Genomic DNA, 14,019 nt, shown 5'->3' with positions numbered 1-14,019 from the left:
TAAAACAAGCGACTGCTTTTGATTTATTTGCCAATCAATGCTAAAATAAAGAGAAAAACATGTACTAGAACGGAAAAAAAGTTATTATGGGAAAGATTAAAATTGTTACCGATTCCTCAATAACCATCGAACCTGAACTTATTGATAAATATGACATTACGGTGGTTCCCTTATCTGTGATGGTTGATGGCAAGTTATATAGTGATAAGGACTTGAAACAGCCAGGCCAGTTTTTACAATTGATGAACACAAGTAAGGACTTACCAAAAACCAGTCAACCACCAGTCGGCTTGTTTGCTGAAACCTATGAACGCCTAGTAGCAGAAGGCGCACAAGCCATTATTGCCATTCACCTCTCTCCTGCCCTTTCTGGAACCATAGAGGCTTCACGCCAAGGAGCAGAAATTGCTAGCGCCCCAGTAACTGTTTTGGACTCTGGTTTTACCGACCAGGCTTTAAAATTTCAAGTCGTCACTGCCGCTAAATTAGCTCAAGCAGCTGCTGATTTAGATACTATTCTAGCCAAGATTCAAGAAGTTAAAGAAAAAACAGTCCTCTACATTGGTGTCTCTACCCTAGAAAATCTTGTCAAGGGAGGCCGGATTGGCCGAGTGACAGGTTTATTGAGTAATCTCTTAAATATGCGGGTCTTAATGGAACTCAAGAATGAAGAACTAAAATCGATTGCAAAAGGTCGTGGCAATAAAACATTCTTTAAATGGCTGGACAATTATTTAGCAGAAAATGGTGCGCGTAAGGTGTCAGAGATTGGTATTTCTTATGCGGGGGATGATTCTTTAGCAAAGCAAATCTATGCTAAAGTACAACCTGTTTTCCAAAGACCAATCAGTGTGTTAGAAACAGGCTCGATTATCCAAACGCATACAGGCGCAGGCGCTTTTGCTATTATGATCCGCTATGAATAAGAAATCATTTTGGGGCGGTTTGTTGTTTTTCCTAGTAGTGTTTGGAGTTAGTCTGGTACTATTTCAGCAGTTCATCCCCCAGTCTGACTCCCAGCTCAAAAAAACGGATTTTTTAAAGCAAAAACCTAAGACTTTATTTTATCTTGCTCTTGGAGACTCTTTAACAGAAGGAGTCGGAGACTCAACTGGGCAAGGCGGCTTTGTCCCGCTTTTAGCAGATGATATTGCTGATTATTATCATGTACAAGTCAAGCATGCCAATTATGGGGTTTCTGGGAATACCAGTCAACAGATTTTGACCAGAATGCAGACCCAAGAACCCCTGCAAAGAGACTTAAAAAAGGCCAAGTTGCTTACCATTACGGTAGGGGGCAATGATGTTTTAGCAGTTATTCGTAAACAGTTGACCGAGTTGCAGGTCTCTAGCTTTGATCAACCACGTCTGGCCTATCAGGAACGTTTACGGCAGATTATTGACCTGACCCGTAAAGACAATGCTGATTTGCCCATTTATATCCTGGGCATTTATAACCCCTTTTATTTAAATTTTCCCGAAATAAAGGACATGCAGACTGTGGTTGACCAATGGAATCAGGGGACCAAAGAGGTCACTAAGGAATACCAATCCGTTTACTTTGTGCCAATCAATGACCGGCTTTATCGAGGCGTTAATGGTCAAGAAGGCATTGATGAAGCTTCAGACAGCACTAAACCCGTTATTAACGATGCCCTTTTCTCACAAGACCACTTTCACCCTAATAATATTGGATACCGAATAATGTCAACTGCAGTTATGGAGAGTCTTAAAAAACATGAAAACAAAACCTTCAATTAATGGCTGGAAATGGGCTTTTTTGCTCATTCTTGCTTTGAATTTGGCTTTTTTAATTATTCTTGGGAGTCGCTTGATTCAACCCAGGGAAACCAAGGATTCTCAGCAAAGCATTTCTCAAAAAGCTACCAATGTTAAAGTAGGTACCTTTACGACCAACCGCCAGCAATTAAATAAAACCATTTCTGCTTATTTAAAGGCCCATCAGTCGTCTAAAATGAGTTATAAAGTCTACCTGGCTCAATCCTCTATTTTGTTTGAAGGGAAGTACCAACTTTTAGGCTATGAGGTGCCCTTGTATGTTTATTTCCAACCTAACAAGTTAGAAAATGGAGCGGTGCAATTACAGGTCACGTCATTCTCAGTTGGAACTTTACCACTGCCAGAGGCGGAGGTTTTACAGTATATTAAAGGCCGCTATGACCTGCCTTCCTTTGTAACAATTAAGCCTAAACAGTCGTCCATTGTCCTCAATGTTCAAAAGTTAAAAAATAATGCAAACATCTATTTGAAGGCGAAAAAGATTGATCTCTTAAATGACCAAATCAGTTTTGATATTTATAAGAAATAGCGTTAAATGACGTTAATCACTTGACCTGTAGGCTTTTTTTCGTTATGATTATAACTGTTAAAGCTTATTGCTTACTAAAATTTGGAGGATTTGTTAAATGGCTAACAAACAAGATTTAATTGCAAAAGTTGCAGAAGCAACAGAACTAACAAAAAAGGATTCAGCAGCAGCTGTTGATGCCGTTTTCTCTGCAATCGAAGCATTCTTATCTGAAGGCGAAAAAGTTCAATTAATCGGTTTTGGTAACTTTGAAGTACGCGAACGTGCTGCTCGCAAAGGTCGCAACCCACAAACTGGTGCAGAAATTGAAATCGCAGCTTCAAAAGTACCTGCTTTCAAAGCTGGTAAAGCCCTTAAAGACGCTGTTAAATAATGATATTAAAAGAAGCCTATTGCCTCGCGCTTTCTAGCTTGAGCAGTGGGCTTTTTCCTTTTTAGGGGGGGTACAGAGGGGGCATAAAATGTGTCACTTTCCATAGTGTCGCGAGATGTGAGGTCATCTTGTAAGCGCCCAATAACAAAGTAGCTATAAAAAATAATTCAACCTTCATTAAACTGTTAATAGAAAACAGAAAATGGAGGTTTTTCATCATGTCAACACCGATTGTCCGTTATTGGGCACTTACGTCATGTTCTTTGTACTATGGTGGTAGATTTGCAGTAATGATGTCAAAAAGTGACTGAGGCCTGTTTCTGTGTGATGAGGAATTGTTTTTTTGACTGGCTTGCCCTTTGCAGTAGCTTGGTCTTTTAAGAGTCTTGTTAGAAATAGCGATTGTTTTTTGAGCACTTGGCAATTCAGGATGTACCGTCACCCTTTTTAAAAGCCTAAGGACGAAAAAGTAGCAGCTTGGCAATGATGCTAAGTTTACTTATAGAATGCTCTTTTGCGTTGAGCTTACCAGACTTTTTTTAGTCAGCAGAATTATTGCTCAGTTCCTTTTTGGGTTTTGCCGCATCTTATTTTATCAACTAGATGAGTGCTCAACTTTTTCTGGTTACTTTTTAGAACTTCCATAACTGGTCAAGTAATTTAGAATCATTCTAAATTACTTGACTTTTTATTTAGAATTATTATAATTAATATAAAGAATTATTTAGAACAATTCTAAATGGGAGGGAATTATGAGTTGGCTTAAAGAACACCTACACCTGCTTGAAACAGGGATATGTCTTGGCTTTTTATTATTGGGCGGGGCCTTGCTATCAGTCTACCCCCAAGTGGCATCTGCTTTTTTCATAGTTGCTTTTTTAATAGGCGGCTACGCTTCTGCCAAGACAGGGCTAACTGAGCTATTTCGTTATCACCATCTCTCGGTAGACATCTTAATGATTCTGGCAGCTATTGGTGCTGGGCTGATAGGTTACTGGTTAGAAGGTGCCCTGCTAATCTTTATCTTTTCTCTCTCAAACACTTTAGAAGAGATGGCTATGGAAAAGAGTCGCCATGCGATTTCTTCCTTAATGAGCTTAAGACCTGATACTGCTTGTAGAATTGATGATCAAGGTATAGCTACCACAGTTGAGACAAAGGATTTAGTCATTGGTGATCGGCTACAGGTTCGTAAAGGCGAAGCTGTACCTATTGACGGGGAATTGTTGAGTGATTTTGGTCAATTTGATGAATCAATGGTTACTGGTGAACCCCTTATCAGTGACAAGACGCAGGGAGCTGTGCTTATTGGTGGAACAATCAATCAAGGGCAAGCCATTGAGATGCAGGTAACGGTGGCAAATCAAGATACCCTTTTTGCTAAGATAATTACCCTTGTTGAATCAGCCCAGACGAAAAAGAGTCAAACAGCCACCTTTATTGAAAGCCTGGAAGACAGTTATGTCAAAGCCGTACTGATTTTAGTGCCTGTTTTTATACTTATTAGTCATTTCATCAGTGGTTGGACATGGCTAGATGCTTTTTACCGAGGCATGATCCTTTTAACTGTTGCATCACCTTGTGCTTTAATTGCCTCAACAGCTCCGGCCAGCCTTGCGGCTATTAGCTGTGCAGCTCGTAAGGGCTTAATTATCAAAGGCGGGGAAATTGTGGATAAGATGGGGCAGATTGAAGCAGTTGTTATGGATAAAACCGGAACCTTGACCCAAGGTAAACCAGCGGTGGTTGATAGTTACTATTGTATTGATAAAACCACAGTAGATGCTCTTGTGAAATCGGCTGAAGCAGCTTCGACCCATCCGATTTCAATCGCTTTGCTGGACTATACACAAGGACAAGCTAGCTTGCCCTTACAAACGATTGAAGAAATCCCTGGCCAAGGCTTTAAAGTACATTACCAAGAACAAGAATGGCGTATTGGGAAGAAATCCTTTGCCCTAGGGCAGCACCCCGCCATTAGTGAGTCCCTAGTAAAAGCGATTGATTGCTTAGAAAGGCAAGGAAAAACCTTAGTCTTTGTTAGTGTGGATGGTCAGTTGGCTGCCTATTATGCGCTCTTAGATACCCTAAAACCAGAAAGCCTAAAAGCAATTCAGGAATTGCATGCCATGGGCATCAAAACAATCATGCTAACGGGTGATCAAACAAAAACCGCAGACTATGTGGCACAACAATTAGGAGTAGATGAGGTTGTAGCCAATTGTCTCCCCCAAGACAAGGCTGCTTATCTGAGTGAGCTTAAAGCCAAATACGGCTTTGTGGCGATGGTTGGTGATGGGATTAATGATGCTCCAGCCTTAGCACAAGCGGATGTTTCTTATGCCATTGGCTCTGGCACCGATATTGCTATGGAAAGTGCAGACAGTGTCATTATGGATGATTTAACCCGAATCCCTTATTCGATACGCCTGTCCCGCCAGTTGCGTACCATTGTTAAAGAAAATATTGTTTTTGCTTTAGCTGTTATTACTTTGTTGATTTTGGCCAATATTTTCCAACTGGTCAATCTTCCTCTAGGAGTAGTGGGCCATGAAGGATCAACCATTTTAGTCATTTTAAATGGCTTGCGCCTTTTATCTTTCAAATAAGGAAACTTGTTATTCCCCTTTTAATTGGTTATAATGAACTTAAGTGAATGTAATAGGGGGTTGCTATGATTTATATCATCCTAGCTGTTTTTTTGGGCTTTAGCCTTATTAAGATTATAGCCTTTAAAAAATATTTCGAGCAATTTGCTCCAAGCAAGCGCCGTAAGGGTCAGCGCAGCCATAAAGATTATTTTCATGGTTACATGGAAGAAGATGACAAAGATGATCGTTCCCTATTTTAAAAAAGGAAGTTGAGCAAAAGCCCAGCTTCCTTTTAGCTTATTTGGTGCAGATAGACTGCACGGTCTAGGTTTTAACCTCAGGATAAATAGTGCAGTTTTCCACGGAAATCCGCTAATGTTTCATAACCTTTCTCTGACATGATAGCCTTAAGTTCTGTGGTAATGCGCTGGAAAATCTCAGGGCCTTCTTGTTGGAGAGCAGTGCCGATTTGGACCATGCTTGCTCCGCATAAAATATGCTCAAAGGCATCGCGCCCACTTGCCACACCACCCGTACCAATAATCGCAATGGATGGTTTTAAGCGTTGATAAAAGGCGTGCACATTGGCCAGGGCAGTTGGCTTAATATAAGCACCTCCAATACCACCAAAACCGTTTTTGGGTTTAATAACCACTTGCTCATCGTCAAGGACAAGCCCATTGCCAATTGAGTTAACACAGTTGACAAAGCTTAGAGGGTATTGGTTAAAAATTGCTGCCGCTTGGTCAAAATGAACCATATCAAAATAAGGAGGTAACTTGATACCCAAGGGCTTAGTATAGTACTGGAAAATCTCTTTTAAAATGAGATCAGTTGCTTCAAAATCATAGGCAATTTGTGGTTTACCAGGAACATTTGGGCAAGAAAGATTGAGTTCTACGAGCCCTTGATAATCTGATTGCTGTACCGTTTTTAAAATAGTATGGGTGTCCTCAGGTGATAGACCAACCAGGGATAAAAAATGCTGTTTACTATTGGGCTTTTGTTGCAATTCGGTCACAAAATCTAAATAATAGGCAAAACCATGATTGGGTAAGCCCATTGAATTAATAGAGCCCAGTTTTGTTGCCTTGTAGCGTGGTTCAGGGTTGCCAGACCGCGCCTCCAGGGTGCCTGTCTTGGTGACAAAAGATCCCGCTAGGGATGCATCAATAGCCAAGAGTTCTTCTTTTGTCATACAGTAAACGCCGGCTGCATTCATCAGACAATTATCAAAAGTAAACGTTGCAATCTGTGTCGCAGTTGAAACCATGAGATCCTCCAAAAGTTGACAAATTTTTTCTATTCTATCACCGATAATCAGTTCAGGCAAGCTAAAACTGATGATGTTAAGGAAAAATATGAAATTTCCGAACAATGAATAGTTTCATGATAGTCTCATAAGCTTTTCAATTTTATGGGAATAGGCTAGCTTTTTCCCCGCTTTTTTAGTAAAATAGAGGGTGAAATAGGTTTTAAACCTTAAACAAAAGGAGACATTAACGAATGGTAAAATTAGTTTTGGCTCGTCATGGTGAGTCTGAATGGAATAAAGCTAACCTCTTTACTGGCTGGGCAGACGTTGACCTATCAGAAAAAGGAACCCAACAAGCAATTGATGCCGGAAAATTAATCAAAGAAGCAGGCATTGAGTTTGATATTGCCTTCACCTCAGTATTGAAACGTGCGATTAAAACAACAAATCTCGCCCTTGAAAATGCGGATCAACTCTGGGTACCCGTTGAAAAATCATGGCGCCTAAACGAACGTCACTATGGTGGTTTAACAGGTAAAAACAAAGCAGAAGCAGCAGAACAATTTGGCGATGAACAAGTTCATATTTGGCGTCGTTCTTATGATGTTTTACCTCCAGATATGGCAAAAGATGACGAATATTCAGCACATACCGATCGTCGTTACAGTCACCTTGATAACTCTGTGATTCCAGATGCCGAAAACCTAAAAGTTACCTTGGAACGTGCACTTCCATTCTGGGAAGACAAGATTGCCCCAGCACTTGTTGATGGTAAAAATGTCTTTATCGGTGCGCACGGTAACTCTATTCGCGCTCTTGTAAAACACATTAAACATCTATCAGATGATGAAATCATGGATGTGGAAATTCCAAACTTCCCACCACTTGTTTTCGAATTTGATGATCAATTAAACCTAACTGCTGAATATTATTTAGGTGGAGAATAAGCTGAGAATGCATCAGTCAGCCACTGATGACAGATTGAAGCTATCATCTCATTGAGATGATAGCTTCATTTTTTTTTTAACTTGAGCAGCCGGATCGGTCATATCAGCTTTGAGCTCCTCACCTTGAAATGACGCTTTCATCGGTTTTATTGATTTTCTCTTTAAGGCTTCCACAAAGCAGTGCTTGATGCCTGTGTGCTTTGGCTCTGCCCTCATTTTAGCAGTGTTAAACAGTCACTTCCTAACCATTGGTGGAAGAAGGGCTGCCATCAGAGCTTGAGAAATGCCTTTAGCACAATTGCGCTTTACATATGTCTTGACACCTGTAAAGTGAATGCTTATAATGAATGGAGAAAGGAGTAGACATGTCACAACACAAATCACGCACGATTGCCTTATCTGCTATTCTAACAGCCTTTGGTATTCTCATTCCTCTCATTATGCCCTTTAAGGTTATTATTGGCCCAGCTTCATTTACCCTAGCCAGTCATGTTCCCTTGTTCTTAGCCATCTTTGTATCACCTCTTGTGGGTATCTACGTTAGTCTGGGGGTAACACTTGGTTTTTTCCTTGCTGGTTTTCCCATTGTCATTGTCTTACGAGCACTGTCGCAAATTGTCTTTACTATCATAGCAGCCTGGTACTGGAAGTACCATCAAGCTAAACTAAAGCAAAAACCACTAGCTCTCTTTTTGTTTGCCTTTGCCATTAATGTTATTCATGGCCTGGGTGAATTATTAGCAGTCTTGCTCTTTAGCCTGACCGGCCAAATCAATTTGCCTTATCTAGGCTCCCTAGTTGTCTTGGTTGGGCTTGGGACGCTGATTCATGGACTTTGTGATTTTTACCTCGCCTACTATTTAATGAAGATGATAAAACTACGGTAAGCCCCAGTCCTTTCTGCATGAAAGGGCTTGCTTTTTTGTTTAGAAATGCTATACTTGTTAATAAATTCACATAAAAAGGAGACAAACGATAAGGTGAAAAGTCCAGAGCAGATTTTGGCTGCCACGGTGGTAGCTGGTCATCATAAGCTTGAAAAGCCTTTCTTAGCAAAGGCAATTTTAGGTTTTATTGGTGGGACCATGATTAGTTTAGGGTATCTCTTATATATTCGCATTGCAGCCAGTGCGCTAGAGACCTTTGGCCCCTTTTCAAGTATTTTAGGTGCTTGTGGTTTCCCAATTGGCTTGATCATTATTCTCATGGCAGGGGGCGAACTTATCACTGGCAATATGATGGCTGTTTCTGCTGCCTTTTTTGCAAAAAAGGCCAAAGGTTGGGATTTGCTTAAAAATTGGTTAATGATTACGATATGTAATGTGCTTGGCGCAATTTTTGTGGCTTATGTCTTTGGTCATTTTGTCGGCTTAACAGCTCATGGTATTTTCAAAGCAGAGGTCATTGAGGTTGCCCATACCAAAATTGCAGCGGGCCCCTTACAAGCATTTGTCTCGGGCATAGGTTGTAATTGGTTTGTTGGCTTATCCTTGTGGTTGAATTATGGTGCACAAGATGCTGCTGGCAAGGTTTTGGGAATCTGGTTTCCAGTAATGACATTTGTGGCTATTGGCTTTCAGCACAGCGTAGCAAATGCTTTTGTCATTCCGGCAGCCATCTTTGAGCATGGCGCTACTTGGTTTGCTTTTTTAGAAAATTTTGTCTGTGTTTATCTCGGGAATGTTGTTGGTGGGGCAGTCTTTGTTAGCCTTTTCTATTATTTAGCCTATAAACAATCGCTGGCGCTAAAAGCAGACTAAAAATTATGAGACTGGGTTAGTAAAACTCAGTCTTCTTTTTGGGTTTTGTGATAAAATAGAAAGATAGTCTGTGAAGGAGGATAAACCCATTAAAACAAGTCATGTAACCGAGGCGCACGATGTTAAGAAACCTAATATCCTTCGTCGCATTTTATTACTGTTTTTCATTATTGTTAGTCTATTTTCCATCTTGCTTGTCCGTTTAGCCTACATGCAGATAACTAATCATGCCTTTTACATGAAAAAATTACAGGCATCAACGGTTTATCGGGTGAAAAGTTCCAGACCGCGCGGCAAAATCTATGATAGCCAGGGGAAAATGCTAGTGTCAAATGCGGTTTTGGATGTGGTGTCCTTTACCCGCAGTCAAGATGCCACGGCAAAAACGATTAAGTCCTTGGCCAAGGACTTGTCGCAATATGTGCGTTACTCTGAGCAGCCTGTTTCTTTAAGAGCCCAAAAAGATTATTACCTTGCTGATCCAGAGACTTATCAAAAAGTTGTTAAGGCTTTGCCCCATTCTGACAAATATGACAAATTCGGCAATAAACACACAGAAGCTACGATTTATAAACATGCACTGCATGCGATTCCTAAAAAGGCCCTCAACTATTCGACCGAAGAATTAAAAATAATTGCTGTCTTTAATCAGATGAATCATGTGCCAACCTTTAATACTGTATCTTTAAAGACCAAGGCCCTAACAGAACAAGAAATTGCTTACTTAGTTGCTAATAAGGATAAATTACCAGGAATTTCTGTCTCAAGTGATTGGAATCGTCGCATCACAGATAGTAGCCTAGCTTCCATTATTGGTAAGGTATCAAGCCAAGAAGCAGGCTTACCCCAGGAAGAGGCACAGGAATATTTAAAGCGAGGCTATTCTTTAAATGATCGTGTTGGCACCTCTTATCTGGAAAAAGCATATGAAAAAGAATTGCAAGGACAGCATGAAATCAGAGAAATTAAAACCAACAAGGAGAATAAGGTTGTTTCAGATAAGGTGATTGCCCAAGGACAAGCCGGACAAAACCTTAAATTAACCATTTCGACTGACTTCCAAAACGAGGCGGAAGCTATCGTTACGCAACGCTTTAACGAAGAACTCTCAAAAGGCATCGCTAGGTATTCAGATGGGGCTTATGCTGTGGCTCTCAATCCTAAAACAGGGGCAATTTTGGCTATGGTAGGTTTAGACCATAATCCAAGCACAGGAGCCCTACAAAAGAATGCTCTAGGGACTATTACCAATGTCTTTACACCTGGTTCTGTGGTCAAAGGAGCAACCCTTGCTGCTGGTTGGCAAACAAAAGCTATTAATGGCAATCAGGTGTTAACAGACCAGCCCATTCAGTTTGGTAATTCCAAGCCTATTAATTCATGGTTTACAGTTGGCCAGCAAAATATTACCGCAGTACAAGCGCTTGAATACTCATCCAATACCTATATGGTTCAGGTTGCCTTAAAAATGATGGGCCAAGAATACCATACAGGCATGGCATTGATGACGAAAGGGACGAAAGAAACCATGGATAAGCTGCGAGCCACCTATGCTGAATTTGGCTTAGGAACAGCAACAGGCATTGACTTACCAGGTGAGTCAAAAGGATATCTAACAAAAGATTACAGTGCTTCAAATGTGATTACAGAGGCCTTTGGCCAGTATGATAACTACACACCCATGCAATTAGCCCAATATGCTGCTACGGTCGCTAATGGAGGAAAACGGCTTGCGCCTCACCTAGTAGCAGCCTTCTACCAGAATGATGGAAGTGATAAGTTGGGTAAAAAAATCAAAGAGCAAGCCACGCACCTGCTCAATAAGGTTAACCTGCCCGCAGAAAATATGGCTCTCATTCAAGAAGGTTTTTATCAAGTGGTCAATAGCTCTAGCCCTTATGCAACAGGTAAGTATTTGGCAGGCGGACCGACAGTTATCAGTGCTAAAACAGGGACAGCTGAAACTACTAGTAAGGATAACTTAGGGAACCCTATTGATACCTTTAACCTGAATGTGGTGGCTTACGGGCCAAGTGCGGATCCGCAAATAGCTGTAGCTATTATGTACCCCCATACGACAGATGCCTTGGCTAAGGCACATGAATTGATGGCTAAAGACATTATTAATCTTTATATGACCAAATATGCAAATAAATAAAGGAGGGTGCTTGTGCTTTACCCAACACCAATTGCAAAATTAATCGAAAGCTATGCAAAATTACCCGGCATTGGTATTAAAACGGCAACTCGTTTGGCCTTCTATACGATTGGTATGAGTGATGAGGATGTCAATGATTTTGCCAAAAATCTTTTGGCTGCAAAACGCGAACTGACTTATTGCTCAGTTTGTGGAAATCTAACCGATGACGATCCCTGTGCGATCTGTCAAGATCCCAGCCGAGATAAATCCTTGATTTTAGTGGTTGAAGACTCCAAGGACGTCAGTGCTATGGAAAAGATTCAGGAATATCATGGCCTCTATCATGTTTTGCAAGGCCTCATCTCACCCATGAACGGTGTTGGACCTGATGATATTAACCTTAAGTCCTTGATTACCCGCCTCATGGATAACCAAGTAGAAGAAGTCATTGTCGCCACCAATGCAACGGCAGATGGTGAAGCCACTTCTATGTATATTTCCCGCGTATTAAAGCCAGCTGGTATTAAAGTTACCCGCTTAGCTCGTGGTTTAGCCGTTGGCTCTGATATTGAGTATGCTGATGAGGTCACGCTCTTACGAGCCATTGAAAACCGAACAGAATTATAGTATACGACAAAAAGCGCAAAAATATTTTACAGTGATGCTAGCTACTAAAAGAGAGTGCTCATCGGTAATTAACAAAAGGCCAGGTTAGCACTGATTATGAGCGGCAGCGCCTTAGTTGGTATTGACTTTGAAATGCCCTGCAATTTTTGTTATAATGAGTTGACTTTGATACAGAAATGGGAAGAAGACAATGGGAAAAGAAACAATCATTTTATTGTATGGCGGACGTTCTGCTGAACGGGAGGTTTCGGTCTTATCAGCGCAAAGCATTATGCGGGCTATTGATTATGATAAGTATGTTGTGCAGACCTATTTTATTTCGCAAGCAGGTGATTTTTACAAGACACAAACCTTTTCTCAAATGCCTGATTCGACCGAGCAGTTAATGACAAATGCTAGTATTGACGAGGCTTTTGCTATTAAACCAAGTGATATTTATGACAAAAATGCAGTTGTCTTTCCCATCTTACATGGGCCAATGGGAGAAGATGGTTCCATCCAGGGTTTTCTTGAAATTCTCAAAATGCCCTATGTGGGCACAAATATCTTAACCTCAAGTGTTGCTATGGACAAAATCACGACTAAGCGCGTGCTAGCATCAGTTGGCGTACCACAAGTTGCCTATACTGTCTATATTGAAGGGCAGCCCCTAGAGGCAAGCATCCAAGAAACGATGGCCACATTGGATTTTCCTGTATTTGTCAAACCAGCTAATATGGGTTCTTCCGTTGGCATTTCCAAAGCTGAGAATAAAGATGAGCTAGTGGCAGCAATACAAGTGGCCTTAACATATGATAGCCGTATTTTAATTGAACAAGGCCTTGATGCCCGCGAAGTAGAAGTTGGTTTACTGGGAAATAGTGACATCCAAACGACTCTACCAGGCGAGATTGTTAAAGACGTAGCCTTTTATGATTATCAGGCCAAATACATTGACAATCAGATTACCATGGCAATTCCAGCCCAGCTACCAGCTGATAGTGCTGAACAAATGCGGCACTACGCCCGCCTGGCCTTTCAAGCCCTGGGCGGCTGTGGCCTTGCTCGGTGTGATTTTTTCTTAACCACAGATGGTCAGATCTATCTCAATGAGTTAAATACCATGCCTGGCTTTACCCAGTGGTCCATGTATCCCTTGCTATGGGAACATATGGGTCTTAGTTACAGTGACTTGATTAGCCAATTAGTCGCGCTAGCTAAGGAAATGTTTGCTGGTCGTGAGAGCCATTTAATTTAAAAAAGAAAAATAGAGTGGGATGTCACTCTATTTTTTAGTTGAGATCAGATAGTTTTTTCACTTCGGGAATATTTTGCAGAGCTGGCACGACGAGCATAGTGACAAGCACACGAATCGGGATTTCAAAGATTTTTAGCCACCGACCTGCTGCAAATTGAGCCCAAAAGGGCACATGATAGTAAATCTGGATTAATAAGGGCGTAAAAATAAAGGTCCCAATCAGCATGATTAAAATGGTTGCCACTGAAACATAGAGCCAGTCTTTTTTACGATTGATAGATAAGGGTTTATGATAGAAAAACCAGCCATAGAAAAATCCTTGTGTGGCTTCCATCAATGTCCACCAGATGATAAAATTGCTTGAACCGCTGGTGAGATTGTCAACCACATCAATGAGGGCAAAACTTAAGAAAGCCCAAAGTGGCCCAGCAATCATCCCAATAACGATATTAACAATAAAAACAAATGAGACCACTAACTGTTGGGGAATAATGGGAATGGAAAATTTTCCCACTACAATGGCCAAAGCTACTAGCATAGCAAGCGTGACGAGACGTTGCACAGTCATGGTCGGTAATTTCATAAAATGTGTCATAGTTACTCCTTTTTAATTAGTGGAGCTGTTAATCGGTAACAGCGGATGCAGTGATTTATCGCACCTAAAGTTTCGTTGCATGACGACATCCCATTCATGCACACTTAACGCAAATCACTTACTCTGTTGGAGTTAGTTTTAAACTAAACTCCACTGTTTATTGTA

Annotated in this window: 14 protein-coding genes and 1 riboswitch; of the genes, 12 read left to right on the top strand and 2 right to left on the bottom strand. The window is 40.9% G+C overall.

Annotated elements, in window-relative coordinates; translation table 11 throughout:
- The first annotated feature begins 86 nt into the window (after positions 1 to 86).
- From K5J94_RS08540 to K5J94_RS08515, 6 genes are all read left to right on the top strand, one after another.
- On the top strand, positions 87 to 926 hold the full coding sequence (locus tag K5J94_RS08540) for a DegV family protein (protein ID WP_159563970.1): 840 nt from the start codon (positions 87 to 89) through the stop codon (positions 924 to 926).
- Positions 919 to 1,761, top strand: a complete 843-nt coding sequence (locus K5J94_RS08535) for an SGNH/GDSL hydrolase family protein (RefSeq protein WP_221912934.1) — start codon at positions 919 to 921, stop codon at positions 1,759 to 1,761. Before K5J94_RS08540 ends, K5J94_RS08535 begins: the two co-directional genes overlap by 8 nt.
- The gene (locus tag K5J94_RS08530) at positions 1,739 to 2,329 is read left to right on the top strand and encodes a YpmS family protein (protein ID WP_159559752.1); all 591 of its coding nucleotides are present in this window, start codon (positions 1,739 to 1,741) and stop codon (positions 2,327 to 2,329) included. Before K5J94_RS08535 ends, K5J94_RS08530 begins: the two co-directional genes overlap by 23 nt.
- Positions 2,330 to 2,426: 97 nt before the next feature.
- Positions 2,427 to 2,702: an HU family DNA-binding protein gene (locus K5J94_RS08525; RefSeq protein WP_003104951.1), complete on the top strand. Its 276-nt coding sequence runs from the start codon at positions 2,427 to 2,429 to the stop codon at positions 2,700 to 2,702.
- Between the two features lie 752 nt (positions 2,703 to 3,454).
- Complete coding sequence (locus tag K5J94_RS08520) at positions 3,455 to 5,311, top strand: heavy metal translocating P-type ATPase (protein ID WP_221912932.1); 1,857 nt, start codon at positions 3,455 to 3,457, stop codon at positions 5,309 to 5,311.
- Between the two features lie 65 nt (positions 5,312 to 5,376).
- Entirely contained in the window at positions 5,377 to 5,553 is a 177-nt protein-coding gene (locus K5J94_RS08515; protein WP_159543665.1) for a hypothetical protein, read from the top strand.
- A 77-nt stretch (positions 5,554 to 5,630) separates the two neighbouring features.
- Here the strand turns inward: K5J94_RS08515 and K5J94_RS08510 are convergent, their stop codons facing one another.
- Positions 5,631 to 6,566, bottom strand: a complete 936-nt coding sequence (locus K5J94_RS08510; protein WP_221912930.1) for a dihydroorotate oxidase — start codon at positions 6,564 to 6,566, stop codon at positions 5,631 to 5,633.
- A 233-nt stretch (positions 6,567 to 6,799) separates the two neighbouring features.
- Between K5J94_RS08510 and K5J94_RS08505 the strand changes: the two genes are divergently transcribed.
- The 6 genes from K5J94_RS08505 (at position 6,800) to K5J94_RS08480 (ending at position 13,259) form a co-directional block, all read left to right on the top strand.
- The gene (locus K5J94_RS08505; RefSeq protein WP_221912928.1) at positions 6,800 to 7,495 is read left to right on the top strand and encodes a phosphoglycerate mutase; all 696 of its coding nucleotides are present in this window, start codon (positions 6,800 to 6,802) and stop codon (positions 7,493 to 7,495) included.
- Between the two features lie 365 nt (positions 7,496 to 7,860).
- The gene (locus K5J94_RS08500; protein ID WP_159543671.1) at positions 7,861 to 8,382 is read left to right on the top strand and encodes a hypothetical protein; all 522 of its coding nucleotides are present in this window, start codon (positions 7,861 to 7,863) and stop codon (positions 8,380 to 8,382) included.
- Between the two features lie 93 nt (positions 8,383 to 8,475).
- A complete protein-coding gene (locus K5J94_RS08495) occupies positions 8,476 to 9,255 on the top strand; it encodes a formate/nitrite transporter family protein (protein ID WP_159563975.1) in 780 nt (259 codons plus the stop codon).
- 70 nt (positions 9,256 to 9,325) lie between these two features.
- On the top strand, positions 9,326 to 11,413 hold the full coding sequence (gene pbp2b, locus K5J94_RS08490) for a penicillin-binding protein PBP2B (protein WP_408022831.1): 2,088 nt from the start codon (positions 9,326 to 9,328) through the stop codon (positions 11,411 to 11,413).
- Between the two features lie 12 nt (positions 11,414 to 11,425).
- Positions 11,426 to 12,022: a recombination mediator RecR gene (gene recR, locus K5J94_RS08485; RefSeq protein ID WP_159543675.1), complete on the top strand. Its 597-nt coding sequence runs from the start codon at positions 11,426 to 11,428 to the stop codon at positions 12,020 to 12,022.
- A 190-nt stretch (positions 12,023 to 12,212) separates the two neighbouring features.
- Complete coding sequence (locus tag K5J94_RS08480) at positions 12,213 to 13,259, top strand: D-alanine--D-alanine ligase (protein WP_221912926.1); 1,047 nt, start codon at positions 12,213 to 12,215, stop codon at positions 13,257 to 13,259.
- Positions 13,260 to 13,293: 34 nt separating this feature from the next.
- Here K5J94_RS08480 and K5J94_RS08475 read toward each other — a convergent pair whose 3' ends face one another.
- Positions 13,294 to 13,854 carry a folate family ECF transporter S component gene (locus tag K5J94_RS08475; protein WP_159563977.1) on the bottom strand — a complete coding sequence of 187 codons (561 nt, stop codon included), beginning with the start codon at positions 13,852 to 13,854 and terminating at the stop codon, positions 13,294 to 13,296.
- A 37-nt stretch (positions 13,855 to 13,891) separates the two neighbouring features.
- A riboswitch (THF riboswitch) is annotated at positions 13,892 to 13,982 on the bottom strand.
- Positions 13,983 to 14,019 lie beyond the last annotated feature (37 nt).

Origin of the sequence: Streptococcus halichoeri, assembly GCF_019774635.1 — a bacterium.
GTDB lineage: Bacteria > Bacillota > Bacilli > Lactobacillales > Streptococcaceae > Streptococcus > Streptococcus halichoeri.
This window is presented reverse-complemented; position numbering and strand designations above follow the sequence as displayed.

Coding starts and splice junctions, on each gene's coding strand:
- K5J94_RS08540 (WP_159563970.1), top strand. CDS start 87: ATGGGAAAGATTAAAATTGTTACCGATTCCTCAATAACCATCGAACCT.
- K5J94_RS08535 (WP_221912934.1), top strand. CDS start 919: ATGAATAAGAAATCATTTTGGGGCGGTTTGTTGTTTTTCCTAGTAGTG.
- K5J94_RS08530 (WP_159559752.1), top strand. CDS start 1,739: ATGAAAACAAAACCTTCAATTAATGGCTGGAAATGGGCTTTTTTGCTC.
- K5J94_RS08525 (WP_003104951.1), top strand. CDS start 2,427: ATGGCTAACAAACAAGATTTAATTGCAAAAGTTGCAGAAGCAACAGAA.
- K5J94_RS08520 (WP_221912932.1), top strand. CDS start 3,455: ATGAGTTGGCTTAAAGAACACCTACACCTGCTTGAAACAGGGATATGT.
- K5J94_RS08515 (WP_159543665.1), top strand. CDS start 5,377: ATGATTTATATCATCCTAGCTGTTTTTTTGGGCTTTAGCCTTATTAAG.
- K5J94_RS08510 (WP_221912930.1), bottom strand. CDS start 6,566: ATGGTTTCAACTGCGACACAGATTGCAACGTTTACTTTTGATAATTGT.
- K5J94_RS08505 (WP_221912928.1), top strand. CDS start 6,800: ATGGTAAAATTAGTTTTGGCTCGTCATGGTGAGTCTGAATGGAATAAA.
- K5J94_RS08500 (WP_159543671.1), top strand. CDS start 7,861: ATGTCACAACACAAATCACGCACGATTGCCTTATCTGCTATTCTAACA.
- K5J94_RS08480 (WP_221912926.1), top strand. CDS start 12,213: ATGGGAAAAGAAACAATCATTTTATTGTATGGCGGACGTTCTGCTGAA.
- K5J94_RS08475 (WP_159563977.1), bottom strand. CDS start 13,854: ATGACACATTTTATGAAATTACCGACCATGACTGTGCAACGTCTCGTC.